16 protein-coding genes and 1 tRNA gene are annotated in these 15,386 nt (G+C 70.1%); 13 read left to right on the forward strand and 4 right to left on the reverse strand.

The window, feature by feature from the left end; all coding sequences use genetic code 11:
• The 4 genes from ACTWPW_RS07330 to ACTWPW_RS07345 all read left to right on the forward strand — a co-directional run bounded on the left by ACTWPW_RS07330 (position 1) and on the right by ACTWPW_RS07345 (position 2,848).
• The gene (locus ACTWPW_RS07330; protein ID WP_443168254.1) at positions 1-801 is read left to right on the forward strand and encodes a PAS domain S-box protein; all 801 of its coding nucleotides are present in this window, start codon (positions 1-3) and stop codon (positions 799-801) included.
• The gene (locus tag ACTWPW_RS07335) at positions 791-1,240 is read left to right on the forward strand and encodes a hypothetical protein (RefSeq protein WP_375110314.1); all 450 of its coding nucleotides are present in this window, start codon (positions 791-793) and stop codon (positions 1,238-1,240) included. Before ACTWPW_RS07330 ends, ACTWPW_RS07335 begins: the two co-directional genes overlap by 11 nt.
• 96 nt (positions 1,241-1,336) lie before the next feature.
• Positions 1,337-2,401 (forward strand): DUF6745 domain-containing protein, encoded by a 1,065-nt coding sequence (locus ACTWPW_RS07340; protein ID WP_375110315.1) that lies wholly within the window; start codon positions 1,337-1,339, stop codon positions 2,399-2,401.
• A 9-nt stretch (positions 2,402-2,410) separates the two neighbouring features.
• Positions 2,411-2,848, forward strand: coding sequence for a hypothetical protein (locus ACTWPW_RS07345; protein WP_375110316.1), 438 nt, complete (start codon positions 2,411-2,413; stop codon positions 2,846-2,848).
• Here ACTWPW_RS07345 and ACTWPW_RS07350 read toward each other — a convergent pair.
• The 3 genes from ACTWPW_RS07350 to ACTWPW_RS07360 form a co-directional block, all read right to left on the reverse strand.
• Positions 2,845-3,837 (reverse strand): LLM class flavin-dependent oxidoreductase, encoded by a 993-nt coding sequence (locus ACTWPW_RS07350; RefSeq protein ID WP_375110317.1) that lies wholly within the window; start codon positions 3,835-3,837, stop codon positions 2,845-2,847. The genes ACTWPW_RS07345 and ACTWPW_RS07350 overlap by 4 nt on opposite strands.
• Positions 3,838-3,956: 119 nt before the next feature.
• The gene (locus ACTWPW_RS07355; RefSeq protein WP_443168255.1) at positions 3,957-5,312 is read right to left on the reverse strand and encodes a glycoside hydrolase family 6 protein; all 1,356 of its coding nucleotides are present in this window, start codon (positions 5,310-5,312) and stop codon (positions 3,957-3,959) included.
• A gap of 139 nt (positions 5,313-5,451) precedes the next feature.
• The gene (locus tag ACTWPW_RS07360) at positions 5,452-6,009 is read right to left on the reverse strand and encodes a TetR/AcrR family transcriptional regulator (RefSeq protein ID WP_443168256.1); all 558 of its coding nucleotides are present in this window, start codon (positions 6,007-6,009) and stop codon (positions 5,452-5,454) included.
• 96 nt (positions 6,010-6,105) lie between these two features.
• Between ACTWPW_RS07360 and ACTWPW_RS07365 the strand changes: the two genes are divergently transcribed.
• The 8 genes from ACTWPW_RS07365 to ACTWPW_RS07400 all read left to right on the forward strand — a co-directional run bounded on the left by ACTWPW_RS07365 (position 6,106) and on the right by ACTWPW_RS07400 (position 14,837).
• Complete coding sequence (locus ACTWPW_RS07365; RefSeq protein ID WP_375110320.1) at positions 6,106-7,914, forward strand: MDR family MFS transporter; 1,809 nt, start codon at positions 6,106-6,108, stop codon at positions 7,912-7,914.
• Positions 7,911-8,336, forward strand: coding sequence for a hypothetical protein (locus ACTWPW_RS07370; RefSeq protein WP_375110321.1), 426 nt, complete (start codon positions 7,911-7,913; stop codon positions 8,334-8,336). Before ACTWPW_RS07365 ends, ACTWPW_RS07370 begins: the two co-directional genes overlap by 4 nt.
• On the forward strand, positions 8,333-8,569 hold the full coding sequence (locus ACTWPW_RS07375) for a hypothetical protein (RefSeq protein ID WP_375110322.1): 237 nt from the start codon (positions 8,333-8,335) through the stop codon (positions 8,567-8,569). Before ACTWPW_RS07370 ends, ACTWPW_RS07375 begins: the two co-directional genes overlap by 4 nt.
• Before the next feature lie 13 nt (positions 8,570-8,582).
• Entirely contained in the window at positions 8,583-9,062 is a 480-nt protein-coding gene (locus ACTWPW_RS07380) for a universal stress protein (protein ID WP_443168257.1), read from the forward strand.
• A 29-nt stretch (positions 9,063-9,091) separates the two neighbouring features.
• Positions 9,092-9,817 carry a M15 family metallopeptidase gene (locus ACTWPW_RS07385; protein ID WP_443168258.1) on the forward strand — a complete coding sequence of 242 codons (726 nt, stop codon included), beginning with the start codon at positions 9,092-9,094 and terminating at the stop codon, positions 9,815-9,817.
• Between the two features lie 111 nt (positions 9,818-9,928).
• Positions 9,929-13,483, forward strand: coding sequence for a DNA polymerase III subunit alpha (dnaE, locus tag ACTWPW_RS07390; RefSeq protein ID WP_443168259.1), 3,555 nt, complete (start codon positions 9,929-9,931; stop codon positions 13,481-13,483).
• Positions 13,480-13,821: a DUF6300 family protein gene (locus ACTWPW_RS07395; protein ID WP_364111310.1), complete on the forward strand. Its 342-nt coding sequence runs from the start codon at positions 13,480-13,482 to the stop codon at positions 13,819-13,821. Before dnaE ends, ACTWPW_RS07395 begins: the two co-directional genes overlap by 4 nt.
• A 170-nt stretch (positions 13,822-13,991) precedes the next feature.
• Positions 13,992-14,837 carry an NUDIX domain-containing protein gene (locus tag ACTWPW_RS07400; RefSeq protein ID WP_375110327.1) on the forward strand — a complete coding sequence of 282 codons (846 nt, stop codon included), beginning with the start codon at positions 13,992-13,994 and terminating at the stop codon, positions 14,835-14,837.
• Positions 14,838-14,920: 83 nt separating this feature from the next.
• Here the strand turns inward: ACTWPW_RS07400 and ACTWPW_RS07405 are convergent, their stop codons facing one another.
• Positions 14,921-15,247 (reverse strand): STAS domain-containing protein, encoded by a 327-nt coding sequence (locus ACTWPW_RS07405; protein WP_375110328.1) that lies wholly within the window; start codon positions 15,245-15,247, stop codon positions 14,921-14,923.
• A gap of 51 nt (positions 15,248-15,298) precedes the next feature.
• On the opposite strand from ACTWPW_RS07405, the gene ACTWPW_RS07410 reads away from it, so the two are divergent.
• A tRNA-Ser gene (locus tag ACTWPW_RS07410) sits at positions 15,299-15,385 on the forward strand.
• Position 15,386 lies beyond the last annotated feature (1 nt).

Here is a 15,386-nt window from a genome sequence, read left to right on the forward strand (position 1 = left end):
GTGAGTAACGGTGACGCTGCCGGTTCGGCCCTCCTCCGCCGTACCACCTCCCGCATCCTGCACCGCATCGGACGGCGTGGCGCGTCGCTGGCCTTCGTGGGCCTGCTGTGCCTGGCCATCGCCGCCTCTCTCGCGTTCGCGCCCGCCGGCCAGCGCGCCACCCCGGGCTACGCCGTGCTCGCCTCCGTCGCGCCGCTGAACTTATGGGCGCTGGCCTGGTGCGTCACCGGCGTGCTGTGCCTGGTGCAGATGTTCGGGCGGTCCGACCGGATCGCCTTCGCCGCCGCCACGGCGCTGGTACTGCTCTACGGCCTGATCAATCTGATCTCCACCTTCACCGGGGCCAACCCGCGCGGCTGGGTCGCCGGGGCGGTGTGGCTGGCGTTCGGCGGCTGGATCGCGCTGATCGCCACCTGGCCTGAGGCCACCCCGCCGCCGGGGCGGTTCCCCGGGTCCACGCCGGCCGGGGCGGCGGCCGTCGTCGTGGCCGACGCCGGAGGGATCATCCAGTCGTGGAACCCCCAGGCCGCCGCGCTGTTCGGGTGGAGCACCGAGGAGGCGGTCGGGAGACCCCTGACGATCCTGATGCCACCGCGCTTCCGCGAGCAGCACGTGGCCGGGCTGAGCCGGGTGCTCGCCACCGGCCGCTCCGACCTGGCCGGGCGCGTCATCCCGCTGGTCGGCGTGCGGCGCGACGGCAGCGAGTTCGGCATCGCGCTGAGCGTCAACGCCTGGCAGAGCGACGACGGCATCGCCTACACCGGGGTCATCCGGCCCATAGGAGGCGGCGATGCTGACTGACGTGCTCATCCAGATCGCCATCGGAATCGTCCCGCTCGGCGTGGCGTACCTCGCCTTCCGCTCCGCCACCGACGCGAACCGGAAGACGCACCAGACCGCGCTGCTCCAGGTGGAGCGCCAGGCCGAGCTGGAGCGCTCCAAAGTCGACGCCGACGCCTTCCTGCGGGCGAAGACGATCTACGAGGACGCCCTGAGCCAGTTGGAGAAGCAGCTCGCCCGGATGCAGAGCCAGGCCGCTCAGGTGGGCGCCGACCTGGCCACCGAGCAGGACGCCTCCACCTCGATGCGCGACCAGATCCGCCGGCTCCAGGCGCAGATCAGAGCGCTCGAACGTACGGTGCTGACGTTGCGCGCCCAGCTCCTCGCGGCGGGCCTGGCCCCAGCGCCCTCCTCCGAGACCACGGGCCCCTACCAACGCCGGCACCCGCCGGCGGAATGAACACGGCGAGACGAATGACGGTGGACAAGCGCCGCTCCCTTCTGTCACCATCGTTGACATGATCATGCGAAGGGAGGGCGCCACCGCCCTCGTCCGGTGACTGATCTCGTGCAGCTGGAAGCTGCCGCGATCCGCGCACAATGGCTGGGCCGAGCGCTCTCGACGCTGCCCGCCGACCGTCCGGCCGCAGAGGCCGCCATCTCCGCCCTTTACCGGCTGATCGGGCGACCCCCGCCCCGATTCCACTGGGTCGCCTCGCCCCTCGCCGCCCTGGCGACCGCCCCCGTCGGGCTCCGGCCCTCCGAGAGCACCGAGCGCGTGCACGAGTGGCCGTTGCGGGCCCGCTTCTCCGAGGTCAAGGCCAGGCTCTGCGGGAGCATCGACGCCCTCGTGCGACCGGCGCAGCTCCCGATCGACCGGACCCTCCGTCAAGAGGTGCAGTTCTCGCTCCTCGGCTCCGTCAGCCGCTGCCTCCTCCCGTCCCTGCAGCGGGCGCACAGCGGGGAACACCACACCACCTGGTACAACGTCCAGTACGTCAACTGGGTCGCCTACTACGACGCCCTCCACCGGGTCGCCGGCGTGGCGTTCACCGACGACCAGCGGCGGCAGTTCGACCTGTGGACGGCCGTGGCCCGGTCGTGCCACTGGTGGTGGCCCGGCGAGCACGTGTGCGTCGTGTCCGAGCGGCCGGTGGCCCTGCACACCGAGACCGGCGACGGCGGGGCCTGGCTGCACCACGCTGGCGGCCCCGCCGTGCGGTACGGGGACGGGTGGTCCGTGCACGCCTGGCACGGCACCGTGGTGCCGTCCTGGGTGATCGAGGACCCGACCGTCGAGCGGATCGCGGGCGAGCGCAACGTCGAGGTCAGGCGGTGCGCGATCGAGAAGCTGGGCTGGGGCGCGTACATCGAGCAGGCCGGGCTGCGGCTGCTCGCCACGGCGCCCGACCCCGGCAACCCGGGCTCCGAGCTGCGGCTCTACGACATGCGCCGGGACCTGAGGGTGCTCCTCGCGGTCAACGGATCGGTCGAGCGCGACGGCCGCCGGCGGAAGTACGGGCTGACCGTCCCCGCCTACTTCGACGATCCGATCTCCGCCGCCGGCTGGACCTACGGGCTGTCCGGCGAGCAGTACTCCAGACTCCTACGCAGAACCTGAGGTGATTCCATGACTGTTACGCTCGCTTCCCTCTCCCGGCAGACCGGACTCGCCGTGCTCGACCACCTCGAGCAGTCGGTACGCATCCCCGTCGTCGACGGCCTCCAGGCCCAGGGCGACCTCATCGTCATCCCGCTCCCCGTCGTCGCCGGCTCCGTGCAGGCCCGGCCCGAGGCCCGCTGGCAGCACGTTCCCCCCGAGGGCGTCGAGCTGCTGCGCGGCGCGGCCGGCGGCAACCCGCACACGCTCGTCGCCGAACCGGGCACCTGCCGCTGGACCACGCAGGTCACGGACAGCGACAGGCTGGCGATCGGCATGTTCACCGCCACGGCCGTCGTCCATCTGCTTCATCCCGAGCACGGGGGCTCGGGATGCGCACCTGGCACGTACGTGGTCCGCCGCCAGCGCGAGCACGAAGGCCACCGCGCCCGGCTCGTCGCCGACTAGGCGAGCTGTCCGGCCCCGTGCACCTCGGCCAGCAGCTCGGCCGAGCGCATCCACGCCTTCCGGTCGGTCGCGGAGAAGGCCACGATCAGCTCGTCGGCCCGCGCGTGCTCGGCGAACCGGTCCACGTACGCCTTCACCTCGGCCGGGTTCCCCACGGCCGAATACCTGGCCATCTGCACGATCTGCTGTCCGGCCGGCGATTCGAGGATCATGTCGGCCTCCTCGGTGGTGAACGTGCGCCCCCGCCCGAGGAACCTGCTCACCCTGAGCCGCTTCGAGGCCAGGAACTGCTCCTCCGCCTCTTCCGTGGTCTCCGCCGCGATCACGTTGAGCGCGGCGATCACGTACGGCCGGTCGAGCTGCGCGGACGGCTTGAACTCCTGCCGGTAGACCTCGACGGCCTCCTCCAGCGCGGCGGGCGCGAAGTGGGAGGCGAACGCGTACGGGAGCCCCAGCGCGGCCGCGAGCTGGGCCCCGAACAGGGAGGAGCCGAGGATGTACAGCGGCACGTTCGTCCCCTTGCCGGGCGTGGCGTCCACACCCGGGATGCGGGACTCGCCGGTCAGGTAGCCCTGCAGCTCCAGCACGTCCTGCGGGAACGTGTCCGCGGCGGAGTGGGTGCGGCGCAGGGCCCGCATGGTCTGCTGGTCGCTGCCCGGGGCGCGGCCGAGGCCGAGGTCGATACGCCCGGGGTGAAGCGTCTCCAGCGTGCCGAACTGCTCGGCGATGGTCAGCGGGGAGTGGTTGGGCAGCATGACGCCGCCCGCTCCGAGGCGGATCGTCCGGGTGTGTGCGGCCACGTGGGCGATGAGCACGCTGGTCGCGGAGGAGGCGATGCTCGCCATGTTGTGGTGCTCGGCGTACCAGATCCGCCGGTATCCCAGCTCTTCGGCCCGCTGGGCGAGGGCCACGCTGGCGGCGAAACTGTCGGCCGCCGTCTCGCCCTCGCCGATGTGCGCCAGATCAAGGATGGACAGCGGCAGAGCCATGAGTACGCGCCTTTCGCAGTGCGGTGTGACCTGGCTGTGTGCAACAGCCGCGAATGCGCCGTTATTTCATGACCGCATGGAGCCCCCGCGCCGCGGGGGCTCCATGGTGTCGCGGGGCCTCAGGAGGCGGTGCAGCTGACCGTGGACGGAGTGCCGTTCTGGCCGGTGTGGCCGGCCAGGAAGCCGAACGTGGCCGTCGCGCCCGCGGCCACGGCGCCGTTCCAGTTGAGGTTCGTGACGCTGACGGTGCCGCCGCTGCCGGACAGGGTGCCGTTCCAGAGCTGGGAGATCGTCTGCCCGTTCGGGAACGTCCAGCCGACCCTCCAGCCGCTCATCGCGGACGTGCCCGTGTTCCGCACGGTGACCTCGGCCTGGAAGCCGTCCGTCCACTGGCGGGTCACCGCGTACGTGGCGGTGCAGCCGCCCGGCCCCCCGGTCGGGGTCACGGTCGGGGTCACGGTGGGGGTTACGGTCGGGGTCACGGTGGGAGTTACGGTCGGCGTGCCGGTGGGCGGCGGGGCGGCGATGGCGAGGTCGTAGGCGCGCTGCGGCACGAACTGGCCGGCCCCCGCGATGCACCCGTCCGCCTCGCCCGGCGGCTTGACCCAGAGGTAGGCGTCGATCGCGGAGTCACCCGTGTTCGTGGTGCTCCACGTGCCGGTGGCGCGGCCGGCGGGGTCGCACCACTCGCTGCCGGCGGGGCCGTTGCCGTTGCGGCTGGTGTCGATGACCGCCTTGAGCCGGGAAACGCCGGTCGCCGAGATGATGCTCTTCGCGTACGACACCAGCCCCGCCGAGGAGCGGTAGTTCGAGGTGTTGACCGCGATGCCGTCGGCGCTGTTGGCCACGTCCGCGCCGGTCAGCCTGGAGGCCGCCTCCGAGGCGGACAGCCAGGCGTCGTGCCCGATGTCAAAGTACACCTTGACCTGCGACGACGTGCCCCTGAACTTCTTGCCGGCGTAGGCCATGGACGCCTTGACCTCGGCCTGCTCGGCGGAGTTCATGCAGTTGGTCATGATCGCCAGCGCGTCGGGTTCGAGCACGATGGAGGCGGGCCGGCCGCCGAGACCGGCCGCGATCTGGTCGATCCAGGCCCGGTAGGCGGCGTGGTCGGGCGCGCCGCCCGCGCTGGGGCCGCCGCAGTCGCGGTTCGGCATGGCGTACACGGCCATGATCGGGATCTTGCCGGCCGCCGCGGCCGCGCCCACGTACGCGTCCACCTGGCTCCGCACGGTCGTGGGGTTGTACGTGGCGAACCACCGCCCCTGCGGCACGGCCGCGATGCGGTCCCTGATCACGGCGGTACGGCTGTCGTTCGGGTTGGCGGCCACCCACTTGGCCGCGTTGGTCTGGGGATCCACGTAGAAAGCGGAGTCGGCGGCCTGGGCGGTGGACGAGGAGAGGACGACCGCCCCCGCCGCGGCCGTGGCGGCCGCCGCGAGGAGCACCGCCAACATGGGCCTTCTGCGAGACATGGAATTTACTCCGTCCGTCATGTGGGAGCGCTCCCACCGGCTCCCCCGGATCGTAGGGAGCCGCGCCGCCCGCTCAAAGACATCGGATCGATCTTTAGGGTGTCATCGCAGGTCGGAGTCGCCTTAAGCGGTGAAACTTTCAGCGCAGGCAGGCCTCGAAGACCGCGGTGAGGCGATCGACGTCGGCGGGCGTGGGCTGCTCGGGGCCGATCCGGCGGCGGGTGGCGCTGATTCCGAGGAAGACCGCCGTGGCCATGCGGGCCCGCGCGTGCGCGTCCGGCCCCGAGAGCTGGGCCTCCAGCGGCTTGAGCACCGCCGAGATCAGCCGCTCCCTGGCCACCGCCTGCACCTCGGGGTGGGCGGCCGAGCGTTCGAGGGTGCGCAGGATGGCGCTGTCGGGCGGGTGCAACATGCGCTCGGCCGCGTATTCGGCCAGCCGGCGGGGCAGGGCGTCGGGGTCGCCCTCGAAGAGCGCGCTGAAGGTGGGCTCGCCTTGCAGGACCGCGCCGAACAGCCCCGCCTTCGACCCGAAATAGCGGCCCACCAGGGCGATGTTGGCCTCCGCCGCCGACGCGATCATGCGTACGGTCACCTGCTCGTAGCCCTGCTCGCCGAAAAGCGTGCGAGCCGCGTGCAGGATCCGCTCCCGGGTGGCCTCACGGTCGCGTGGCCTGGCCTCAGTCACCTGGGGACTCATGCCCGCACTCTACTCAACGAACACCCACTTGCCGCGCGGCTAGTAAACATGCGTATACTCAACTCGGATAAAACTGTAAGAAGGGGATGTGGTGTCTTGGTAGCCCAGGCGCAGGCCGCGTCTCCCACGAAGCGGCACTACTCCCACCGCGAGATCCTCGAGGTCATGTCCGGGCTCATGCTCGCGATGCTCACGTCGATGATCTCGACTTCCGTGGTGGGCACCGCGCTGCCGACGATCGTGGGGGAACTAGGCGGTCAGGACCAGTACTCGTGGGTCGCGAGCGCGACCATGCTGACGATGACGGTGTCCACGCCGTTGTGGGGGAAGCTGTCCGACCTGTTCGGGCGCAAGCTGCTCTTCCAGACCGCTCTGGGGTTGTTCGTCGCGGCCTCACTGGTGGCCGGACTGTCCCAGGACATGGGACAGCTCATCGCCGCGCGTGCCGTACAGGGCCTGGGTGTCGGTGGTTTGTCGGCTCTGTCGCAGGTGATCCTGGGTGACATCGTGTCGCCCAGGGAGCGCGGCCGCTACTCCGGCTACATGGGCGCCGTCTTCGGGATCTCCACGGTCGCGGGGCCGTTGCTGGGCGGGTTCATCGTGGACGCCGACTGGCTGGGCTGGCGCTGGTGCTTCTACGTGGTCGTGCCGTTCGCGCTGGTGTCCTTCGTGGTGATCCAGAAGGTGCTGAAGCTGCCGCGGATCAAGCGGAGCACCTCGATCGACATCTGGGGCGCCACGACGATCACGGCCAGCGCGAGCGCGCTCATGCTGCTGCTGACGCTGGGCGGCACCGAGTTCGAGTGGAACTCGTTCTGGACCTACTTCCTGGTCGCGATCGCCCTGCTGGCGCTGGCGCTGGCGGTGCTGTCGGAGCGGACCGCGCGTAACCCGATCCTGCCGCCGCGGCTGTTCCGCAACCCAACGTTCGTGCTCACCAGCCTCGCCTCGCTGTTCGTCGGCATGGCGATGTTCGGCGCGATGATCTACCTGCCGCAGTACCTGCAGATCGTCAAGGGGCTCAGCCCGACGAACTCCGGCCTGATGACGCTGCCCATGGTGGTCGCGCTGTTCCTGGCCGGCGTGATCTCCGGCAAGATCGTCACCCAGACCGGCAAGTGGAAGATCTTCCCGGTCGCGGGCCTGCTCATCGTGGCCGTCGGGCTGTTCCTGCTGTCCAGGCTGCACGTGGACTCCAGCGAGTGGCTCATCGGGTTCGACGTGGCGGTGCTGGGCGTCGGGCTCGGCCTGTCCATGCAGATGCTCATCCTGGCCGCCCAGAACGGCTCCGAGCCGCGCGACATGGCCTCGACCACGTCGGGCGTGTCGTTCTTCCGGTCCCTGGGCGGCGCCGTCGGCGTGGCCGCGTTCGGCGCGATCCTGACGAACCGGCTCAGGGACGAGATGACCGCGATGCTCGCCGCCGCGCACATCTCGGTGCCCGGCGGCTCGGGCGTCCAGCTCGGCAGCCCCAGCGCCATCCAGCAGCTGCCGACCCCCATCAAGAACATCGTGCTGGAGGCGTTCACCCGCGGTCTGGAGACCGTGTTCATCGTGGGCGTGCCCATCGCGCTGCTCGGCTTCGTGGCCACGCTCTTCCTCAAGGAGCTGCCGCTGCGCGGCGCGAGCGTGCCGGCGGTCCCCGAGGCCAAGCCGCTCAACAAGGACGACCTCGTCCTGGCCGGCCTCCTGCTGGAGCTCATCGCCCAGCGCATCGAGCGGGTGAACGGCGAGCACTCCGCGCTGCTGACCGCGGTCGCCAGGATGGCGCCGCCCGACGATCGCCCGGAGCGCGAGCGGGCCCGGTCGGTCGTCCAGGACGTGCTGCGGCCCACCTCGCGCGCCCTGATCGCGCAGGCCACGCCACCACAGAAAGACCTCGTAACAGGAGGAATCTCGCAATGATTCGCAAGTTTGTGGGCGTCGTCGCGGCGACCCTGGCCGTCCTGGCCGGGTTGTGGCTGATGATCGCGCCCTTCGCCCTCGGCACCCAGCCGGAGGGCGCCGACTGGACGAACGCCACCCAGTCCGAGTTCTTCACCGGCCTGGGCGTGGCCGTCGTGGCGCTCGCGGGTGCGATCGCCTTTGTGCTGGCCCTTCATGAGGACCTGGTGGTGCGCGGGCTGGTGGTCCCGAAGCCGCGCCCGGCCGAGCCGGAGCCCGAGCCCGTGCCGGCCGCCGCGCCGCAGGCGTCCTCCGCCGAGCTGGCCGGCCTGCTGGCGCCGCTCGTCGAGGCGCTGCGTGCGGACCTGAACACCGGCCCCCGCTCCGGCGAGCACCGCCAGAACGGCAAGCCTTCCCTGGTTGGCATGGAGGAGACCCGATGAGGGCCAAGGTGGGCGTCTCGGCCCTCGTTCTGTTGTTCCTCGGCGGCCTCTGGCTGGTCGCCGCGCCGTTCGCGGTCGGCTACCAGCCGCGCGGCGGGGCGTACGTGGACGCGACGGTCAACGACCTGTGGGTCGGCGGCGGGCTCGCCGGGCTCTCGTTCGTGGCTCTCGTGATCTACGCGGCGGACGCCCTGCGCGAGCTGGCCCGCCGCGGCAAGCACGCCGACGCCTGACGCGAGTCATGCCGTGTTCGGCAGTGGTACCGACCCCCAGTGGGAGCCGCTGGCAGGCAGGCTTCCCGCAGGGCAGTTCGAGATCGGCAAGGACGGCGCCGGCCTGCTGGTGGTGGGTTTCGACGGATCGGGCCCGAGCCGCAACGCACTCGCGTACGCGGCCGGGCTCGCCCGGAGGGACTGCGCCGCCCTGCTCATCGCCTTCGTCGAGGCCCTCAACACCACCCCGACGTGGTTCTACGCCGGGTCGCCGATCATCCCCGACTCGGCGGCCGACCTGACGGAGGACCTCAGGGACGAGTTGCGCGGCGCCGGGGTGCCGTGGCAGTTCGTCAGCGTGCGCGGGGACACCGCACGCGAGCTGGAGACGCTGGCCAGCGCGTACATGGCCGACGCCATCGTGGTGGGGCGCTCGCGTCGTTCCCTCTGGCGTGGCTCGGTTTCCGCCCGGCTGGCGAAACGGGCTCGCCGTACCCTGCTGATAGTCCCCTGACCAGGGCTGACGTCGCATATGGTGGCTAGATGAAACGTGCTGCCGCCATGGCGTTCGTGGTGCTCGCGTCCGTTTCGTGCGGCGCGGGGGAGCCGGCCGCCGCGCCCGCGCCGCCGGCTCCCGACCACGCAACGCTGGAATCACCCACGTCCACGCCCACCTCGGTCACGCCGACCCCGACAGGACCGCCCGCGTTCAGCTCGAAGGTCTCGCGGGTCTCCCGTGACCGCCTGCCCTACTCGTGGCGCCCCGGCTGCCCGGTCCACTACCGGGATCTCCGGCTGATCACGATGACGTACTGGGGCTTCGACAACAAGCCGCACACCGGCGAGATGGTCGTGCGCAAGACGGTCACCGACGACATCGAGACGGTCTTCAGGAAGCTGTACGACTGGCGCTGGCCCATCAAGCAGATGAAGCTGGTGGACGTGTTCAAGGGCGACGACTTCGACTCGATCGACGCCAACAACACCTCGGCCTTCAACTGCCGCCCGGCGACCGGGTCCAGCAACTGGTCGAACCACGCCTACGGGGAAGCAGTAGACATCAATCCCCGCGAAAACCCATATGTCACCGCAGACGGCGGCACCGCCCACCAGAACGCCAAGAAGTTCACCGAACGCCCGCTCAAGGGCAGGGGTGTGATCAACCCCGGCGACAAGGTCGTCAAGGCGTTCGCGCAGGTCGGCTGGGAGTGGGGCGGCTACTGGTCGGGGACCAAGGACTACCAGCACTTCTCCAGGGGCGGAGGCTGAGCACGGCTCTCCGGTGATCCCGCGCATGCCTCACGCGTGATGCCCCAACAGCCCCATAAGACGGAATAGGCTCTTGCGGTAAGTCTGGCGGGGCGAGCGTTAGGGGACCGGGTGAGCAAGTCCTTCGTGCACCTGCACGTACACACCGAATACAGCATGCTGGACGGGGCGGCGAAGCTGAAACCCCTGTTCAAGGAGGCCGAGCGGCTGGAGATGCCGGCCATCGCGATGAGCGACCACGGCAACATGTTCGGTGCGTACGAGTTCCAGAAGGTGGCGTCGGGCTCCCCGGTCAAACCGATCATCGGGATCGAGGCGTACGTCGCGCCGGAGAACCGGTTCGTGAAGAAGCCGGTCTTCTGGGGCCAGCGGGCCGAGACCGGCGTGGCCGACGGCGAGGGCGGCAAGGACGTCTCCGGCGGCGGCCGGTTCACCCACATGACCATGTGGGCCAAGGACGCCGACGGCCTGCGCAACCTGTTCCGGCTGTCGTCCCTGGCCAGCTTCGAGGGCTACTACTCCAAGCCGCGCATGGACCAGGACCTGATCTCGCAGTACGCGAGCGGGATCATCGCCACGACCGGCTGCCCGTCCGGCGCGGTGCAGACCCGGATCCGGCTCGGCCAGTACGACGAGGCGGTCAGGGTCGCCGGCGAATACCAGGAGATCTTCGGGAAGGAAAACTACTTCCTGGAGCTGATGGACCACGGCATCAGCATCGAGCGCGAGGTGCGCGAGGACCTGCTGCGCCTGTCCAAGCAGCTCAACATCCCCCTGCTGGTCACCAACGACTCCCACTACGTGACCGAGGACCAGGCCGACGCGCACGACAGCCTCCTGTGCGTCGGCGTGGGCAAGAACAAGGACGACCCCAACAGGTTCCGCTTCAACGGCTCGGGCTACTACCTCAAGCCGGCCGAAGAGATGTACGCCCTGTTCCCCGAGCTGCCCGAGGGCTGCGACAACACGCTGCTGGTGGCCGAGATGATCGGCGACTACGGCGACGTGTTCGCCCAGGTGGACCGGATGCCCGACTACCCCGACGTGCCCGAGGGGGAGACGCAGGAGTCGTGGCTGCGCAAGGAGGTCGAGCGCGGCCTGGTCATGCGCTACGGCAACCCCGTCCCCGACGAGGTGATCGAGCGGTACGAGACCGAGATGAAGGTCATCGGCCCGATGGGGTTCTCCTCCTACTTCCTCGTCGTCGCCGACATCTGCAAATACGCCCGCGACAACGGCATCCCGGTCGGCCCCGGCCGTGGCTCGGCCACCGGCTCGATCGTGGCGTACGCCACCCGCATCACCGAGCTCGACCCGCTGGAGCACGGCCTGCTGTTCGAGCGGTTCCTCAACCCCGAGCGCATCAACCCCCCGGACGTCGACCTCGACTTCGACGACCGCCAGCGCGACCGCATGGTGGCCTACGTCACCCAGAAGTACGGCAGCGAATACACCGCTCAGGTCAACACGTTCGGCACGATCAAGGCCAAGGCCGCCGTCAAGGACGCCAGCCGGATCCTCGGCTACCCGTTCGCCATGGGCGACAAGATCACCAAGGCGATGCCGCCGGACGTCATGGGCAAGGGCGTCCCCCTCGCGGACATCTTCAACGAGGGCCACCCCCGCTACAACGAGGGCACCGAGCTGCGCGCCCTGTACGACAACGACCCCGACGTGCGGAAGGTCATCGACACCGGCCGCGGCATCGAGGGCCTGATCCGCGGCACCGGCGTGCACGCCGCCGCCGTCATCCTGTCGTCGACGCCGCTGCTGGACCTGATCCCGATGCACATGCGGGACAAGGACGGCGTCGTCATCACCGGGTTCGACTACCCGTCCTGCGAGGACATGGGCCTGGTCAAGATGGACTTCCTGGGCCTGCGGAACCTGGGCATCATCGACCACGCCATCAAGATCATCAAGCAGAACCGGGGCATCGAGCTCGACACCCTGACGATGCCGCTCGACGACACCACGACCTACCAGCTCCTGGCCCGGGGCGACACCCTCGGCGTGTTCCAGCTCGACGGCGGCCCCATGCGCTCGCTGCTGAAGCTGATGGAGCCGACCCGGTTCGAGGACATCGCCGCCGTGCTCGCCCTCTACCGGCCCGGCCCGATGGCGGCCAACGCGCACACCAACTACGCCCACCGCAAGAACGGCCGCCAGGACATCGAGCCGATCCACCCCGAGCTCAAGGACGCGCTCGACCCCATCCTCGGCCCCACCTTCCACCTGCTCGTCTACCAGGAGCAGATCATGGCCGTGGCCCGGGAGCTGGCCGGCTACTCCCTCGGCGGCGCCGACCTGCTGCGCCGGGCCATGGGCAAGAAGAAGCCCGAGATCCTGGCCAAGGAGTTCGCCAACTTCCAGGCCGGCATGCGCGGCAACGGCTACAGCGACGGGGCCATCCAGGCGCTGTGGGACGTCATGCTGCCCTTCTCCGGCTACGCGTTCAACAAGTCCCACACCGCCGGCTACGGACTGGTCGCTTACTGGACCGCGTACCTGAAGGCCAACTACCCCGCCGAATACATGGCCGCCCTGCTCACCTCGGTCGGTGACGACAAGGACAAGGCGGCCATCTACCTGGCCGAGTGCCGCAAGATGGGCATCCAGGTGCTCCCGCCCGACGTCAACGACTCCCAGCTCGACTTCGTCGCGGTCGGGGACACCCAGGTCCGGTTCGGCATGGGCGCGGTCCGCAACGTCGGCGAGAACGTCGTCGAGGGGATCGTCAAGTCGCGCACCGAGAAGGGCCGCTTCACCGACTTCAACGACTTCCTCGCGAAGGTGCCGCTCACCGCCTGCAACAAGCGCGTCATCGAATCGCTGATCAAGGCGGGCGCGTACGACTCCATGGAGCACCCGCGCAAGGGCCTGCTGATGATCCACGAGCAGGCCGTCGAGTCCGTCATCGACATCAAGAAGAACGAGGCGCACGGCCAGGACTCCCTGTTCGGCGGGCCCGCCGACGACGGCGAGGACGAGGTGTTCTCCATCGCCGTCCCGGACGGCGAGTGGGACAAGAAGACCAAGCTCGACTTCGAGCGGGAGATGCTCGGCCTGTACGTCTCCGACCACCCGCTGGCCGGCGCCGAGCGGCTGCTGGCCAGGAACCGCGACACCACGATCGCCGACCTGCTGGACAGCGGCCGCGACGACCGTGGCGACGTCCAGGTCTCCGGCCTGGTCACGAAGGTGGACCGGCGGGTGAACAAGGCGGGCAACACGTGGGCCATCCTCACCGTCGAGGACATGGACGCCGCCGTCGAATGCCTGTTCTTCCCGCGCAACTACGAGCTGTACGGGCCCGAGCTGCGGCCGGACATCGTGGTGTCCGTACGCGGCCAGATCAACAACCGCGACGGCGCCATCTCGATCTTCGCCCAGGAGATGACCCTCATCGACGTGTCCGGCGTCAACAGCGAGTCCGGCGCCCCGGTCACCCTGCAGCTGCGGGAGGAGCGCATCACCCCGACCCTGCTGGAGGAGCTGCGGCAAGTGCTGAAGATCCACCAGGGCCAGGTCCCGCTGCACATCAACGTACGCCGGCCGGCAGGCAAGATCATGGTGATGTCGTTGCCGGAGTGGCCGGTCAACGCCGCCCCGAGCTTCGCCGCCGACATCAAGGCCCTGCTCGGGCCCGAATCGATCTCCCTGTGAACCGCCGCATCGAGGTCCTCACCGCGGAGGCCGCGCCCGACTGCCCCCGCTGCGGCGGTCCGGGGCTGCTCCACTCGCGGGTGCCGCACACCTGGACCAACGCGGCGGGCCGGCGGGTGCGGGGCTACGGCGGGGTCGTGCTGTGCCCGGAATGCGACGCTGACAAGCCGCACGCGGCACCGCTGATCACGTGGTTCCACGTCAACGGCCAGGCGGACGACGGGGACGAGGAGTTCGTCCGGCTGCTCGTGGCGTGGGCGGCCGGCGTGTTCGTGCCGACGCTGGACGAGCGGGCGCTGGAGGCCGAGATCGAGCAGCGCAGGCGCGGCGGGCTGTAGCCGCGCCTGGGCGAAAGGCCGGTCCCGCGTTTGGGGACCGGCCTTCTCCATGCGCGCGCCGAGGGCGTTTACGCAGGTCAACGCGGATATCCTGAGTTTCGGACACGCCGCGGCGCCCCGGGCGGCAGCAGCGGCATCTCACCAAGGGCGGAGGCTGAGAGAATCCCCTCATGGCGGCTAAGGACGGCGACGGCTGGACCGAGTGCTCCCAAGGCCACAGGCACTGGGGGATCCACGGTGCCTCAGGACTCCTCGTCGTGCACCATGACGAGCTCGGCATCCCGTACGTGCTCATGCAGAAGCGCTCCTGGTGGAGCCACCACGGCGGCACGTGGGGGCTGCCCGGCGGGGCGCGCGACAGCCACGAGGACGCCGTCACCGGCGCGCTGCGCGAGGCCCACGAGGAGGCGGCGCTCGGCGGTGACAGCCTGCGGGTGCAGGGCGTCTACCTCGACGACCACGGCGGGTGGGCGTTCGAGACGGTGATCGCGGAGTCGGCCGAGCTGCTGGCCGCCGCCCCGGCCAACCGCGAGAGCACCGAGCTGCGCTGGCTGCCGCTGCCCGAGGTCACCACGCGGAAGCTGCACCCCGGCTTCGCCGCGACGTGGAGCGACCTCCAGGGTGCGATCAGGCCGGAGACGATCGTGCTCGACGTGGCCAACATCGTGGGCGCGCGGGCCGAGCACGGCTGGTGGCGCGACCGGCTGGGAGCGGCCACCCGGTTGCTGTATGACATCTCGGGGCTGCGGCTGGCGCATCCGATGCTGGCGCAGTGGTATCCGCGGATGGTGGCGGTCGTGGAAGGCGCGGCGAGGAGCGCACCGGCCGTGCCCGGGATCCAGGTGGTGGCGGCCACCGGCAGCGGTGACGACGCCATCGTGGACGTCGTACGCCAGGCCAGGCCGTGGGAGCGCGTGGTCGTCGTCACCGCGGACCGGGCGCTGAAGGAGCGGGTCGGCGAGCTGGGGGCCGAAACCATGGGCCCGAAATGGCTGCTGTCACAGCTCGGCGGGTGAGCGGGCGCCAGAAGCCGCCGGGGTCGGCGGGCGTCAGAACTCGGCTGGTTGGCGGAGGTCGGAACTCGGCGGGTCGGCGGGGGTCAGAACTCGGCGGGGACCACGCGGTCGAAGGCGGCCTTGAGCCCTGTCACGTCGAGCACGCGCTGCAGCACGCCGTGCACCCCCACGATGCCTAACGAACCGGCCTGCGAGGCGACCCGGCGCTGGTGCTCCACCAGCACCCACAGGCCGCTGGAGTCACAGAACTCCAGCTCCCCGGCGTCGATCACGATCTCGATGCGCCCCTCGGTGAACAGCTGCACCAGAGCGTCCTTCAGCAGTGGCGCCGTGAGTTTGTCGAGGTCACCGATGACGCGCACGAGCGCACCGCAGCCACCGCGCTGCACCTCGACGCTGAGATCCGCCACCTCCTGAACGTACACCCCTGCCACCACAGCCGCTATCGTGGTTTCCGCACAGGAGGGTTCGCATAGTGGACGAGTGCAGCCGCCTTGAAAGCGGCCAGGTCAGCGATGGCCTCGTGGGTTCGAATCCCACACCCTCCGC

The sequence above is a fragment of the Nonomuraea sp. KM90 genome (assembly GCF_052246675.1).
In the GTDB taxonomy this organism is placed as follows: Bacteria; Actinomycetota; Actinomycetes; order Streptosporangiales; family Streptosporangiaceae; genus Nonomuraea.

What these genes read in the sequence shown, in the direction of transcription:
- ACTWPW_RS07355 (WP_443168255.1), bottom strand. Translation starts at nt 5,312, where the DNA reads ATGTCTCGCAGAAGGCCCATGTTGGCGGTGCTCCTCGCGGCGGCCGCC.
- ACTWPW_RS07375 (WP_375110322.1), top strand. Translation starts at nt 8,333, where the DNA reads ATGAGGGCCAAGGTGGGCGTCTCGGCCCTCGTTCTGTTGTTCCTCGGC.
- ACTWPW_RS07370 (WP_375110321.1), top strand. Translation starts at nt 7,911, where the DNA reads ATGATTCGCAAGTTTGTGGGCGTCGTCGCGGCGACCCTGGCCGTCCTG.
- ACTWPW_RS07335 (WP_375110314.1), top strand. Translation starts at nt 791, where the DNA reads ATGCTGACTGACGTGCTCATCCAGATCGCCATCGGAATCGTCCCGCTC.
- ACTWPW_RS07360 (WP_443168256.1), bottom strand. Translation starts at nt 6,009, where the DNA reads ATGAGTCCCCAGGTGACTGAGGCCAGGCCACGCGACCGTGAGGCCACC.
- ACTWPW_RS07345 (WP_375110316.1), top strand. Translation starts at nt 2,411, where the DNA reads ATGACTGTTACGCTCGCTTCCCTCTCCCGGCAGACCGGACTCGCCGTG.
- ACTWPW_RS07385 (WP_443168258.1), top strand. Translation starts at nt 9,092, where the DNA reads ATGAAACGTGCTGCCGCCATGGCGTTCGTGGTGCTCGCGTCCGTTTCG.
- ACTWPW_RS07400 (WP_375110327.1), top strand. Translation starts at nt 13,992, where the DNA reads ATGGCGGCTAAGGACGGCGACGGCTGGACCGAGTGCTCCCAAGGCCAC.
- ACTWPW_RS07350 (WP_375110317.1), bottom strand. Translation starts at nt 3,837, where the DNA reads ATGGCTCTGCCGCTGTCCATCCTTGATCTGGCGCACATCGGCGAGGGC.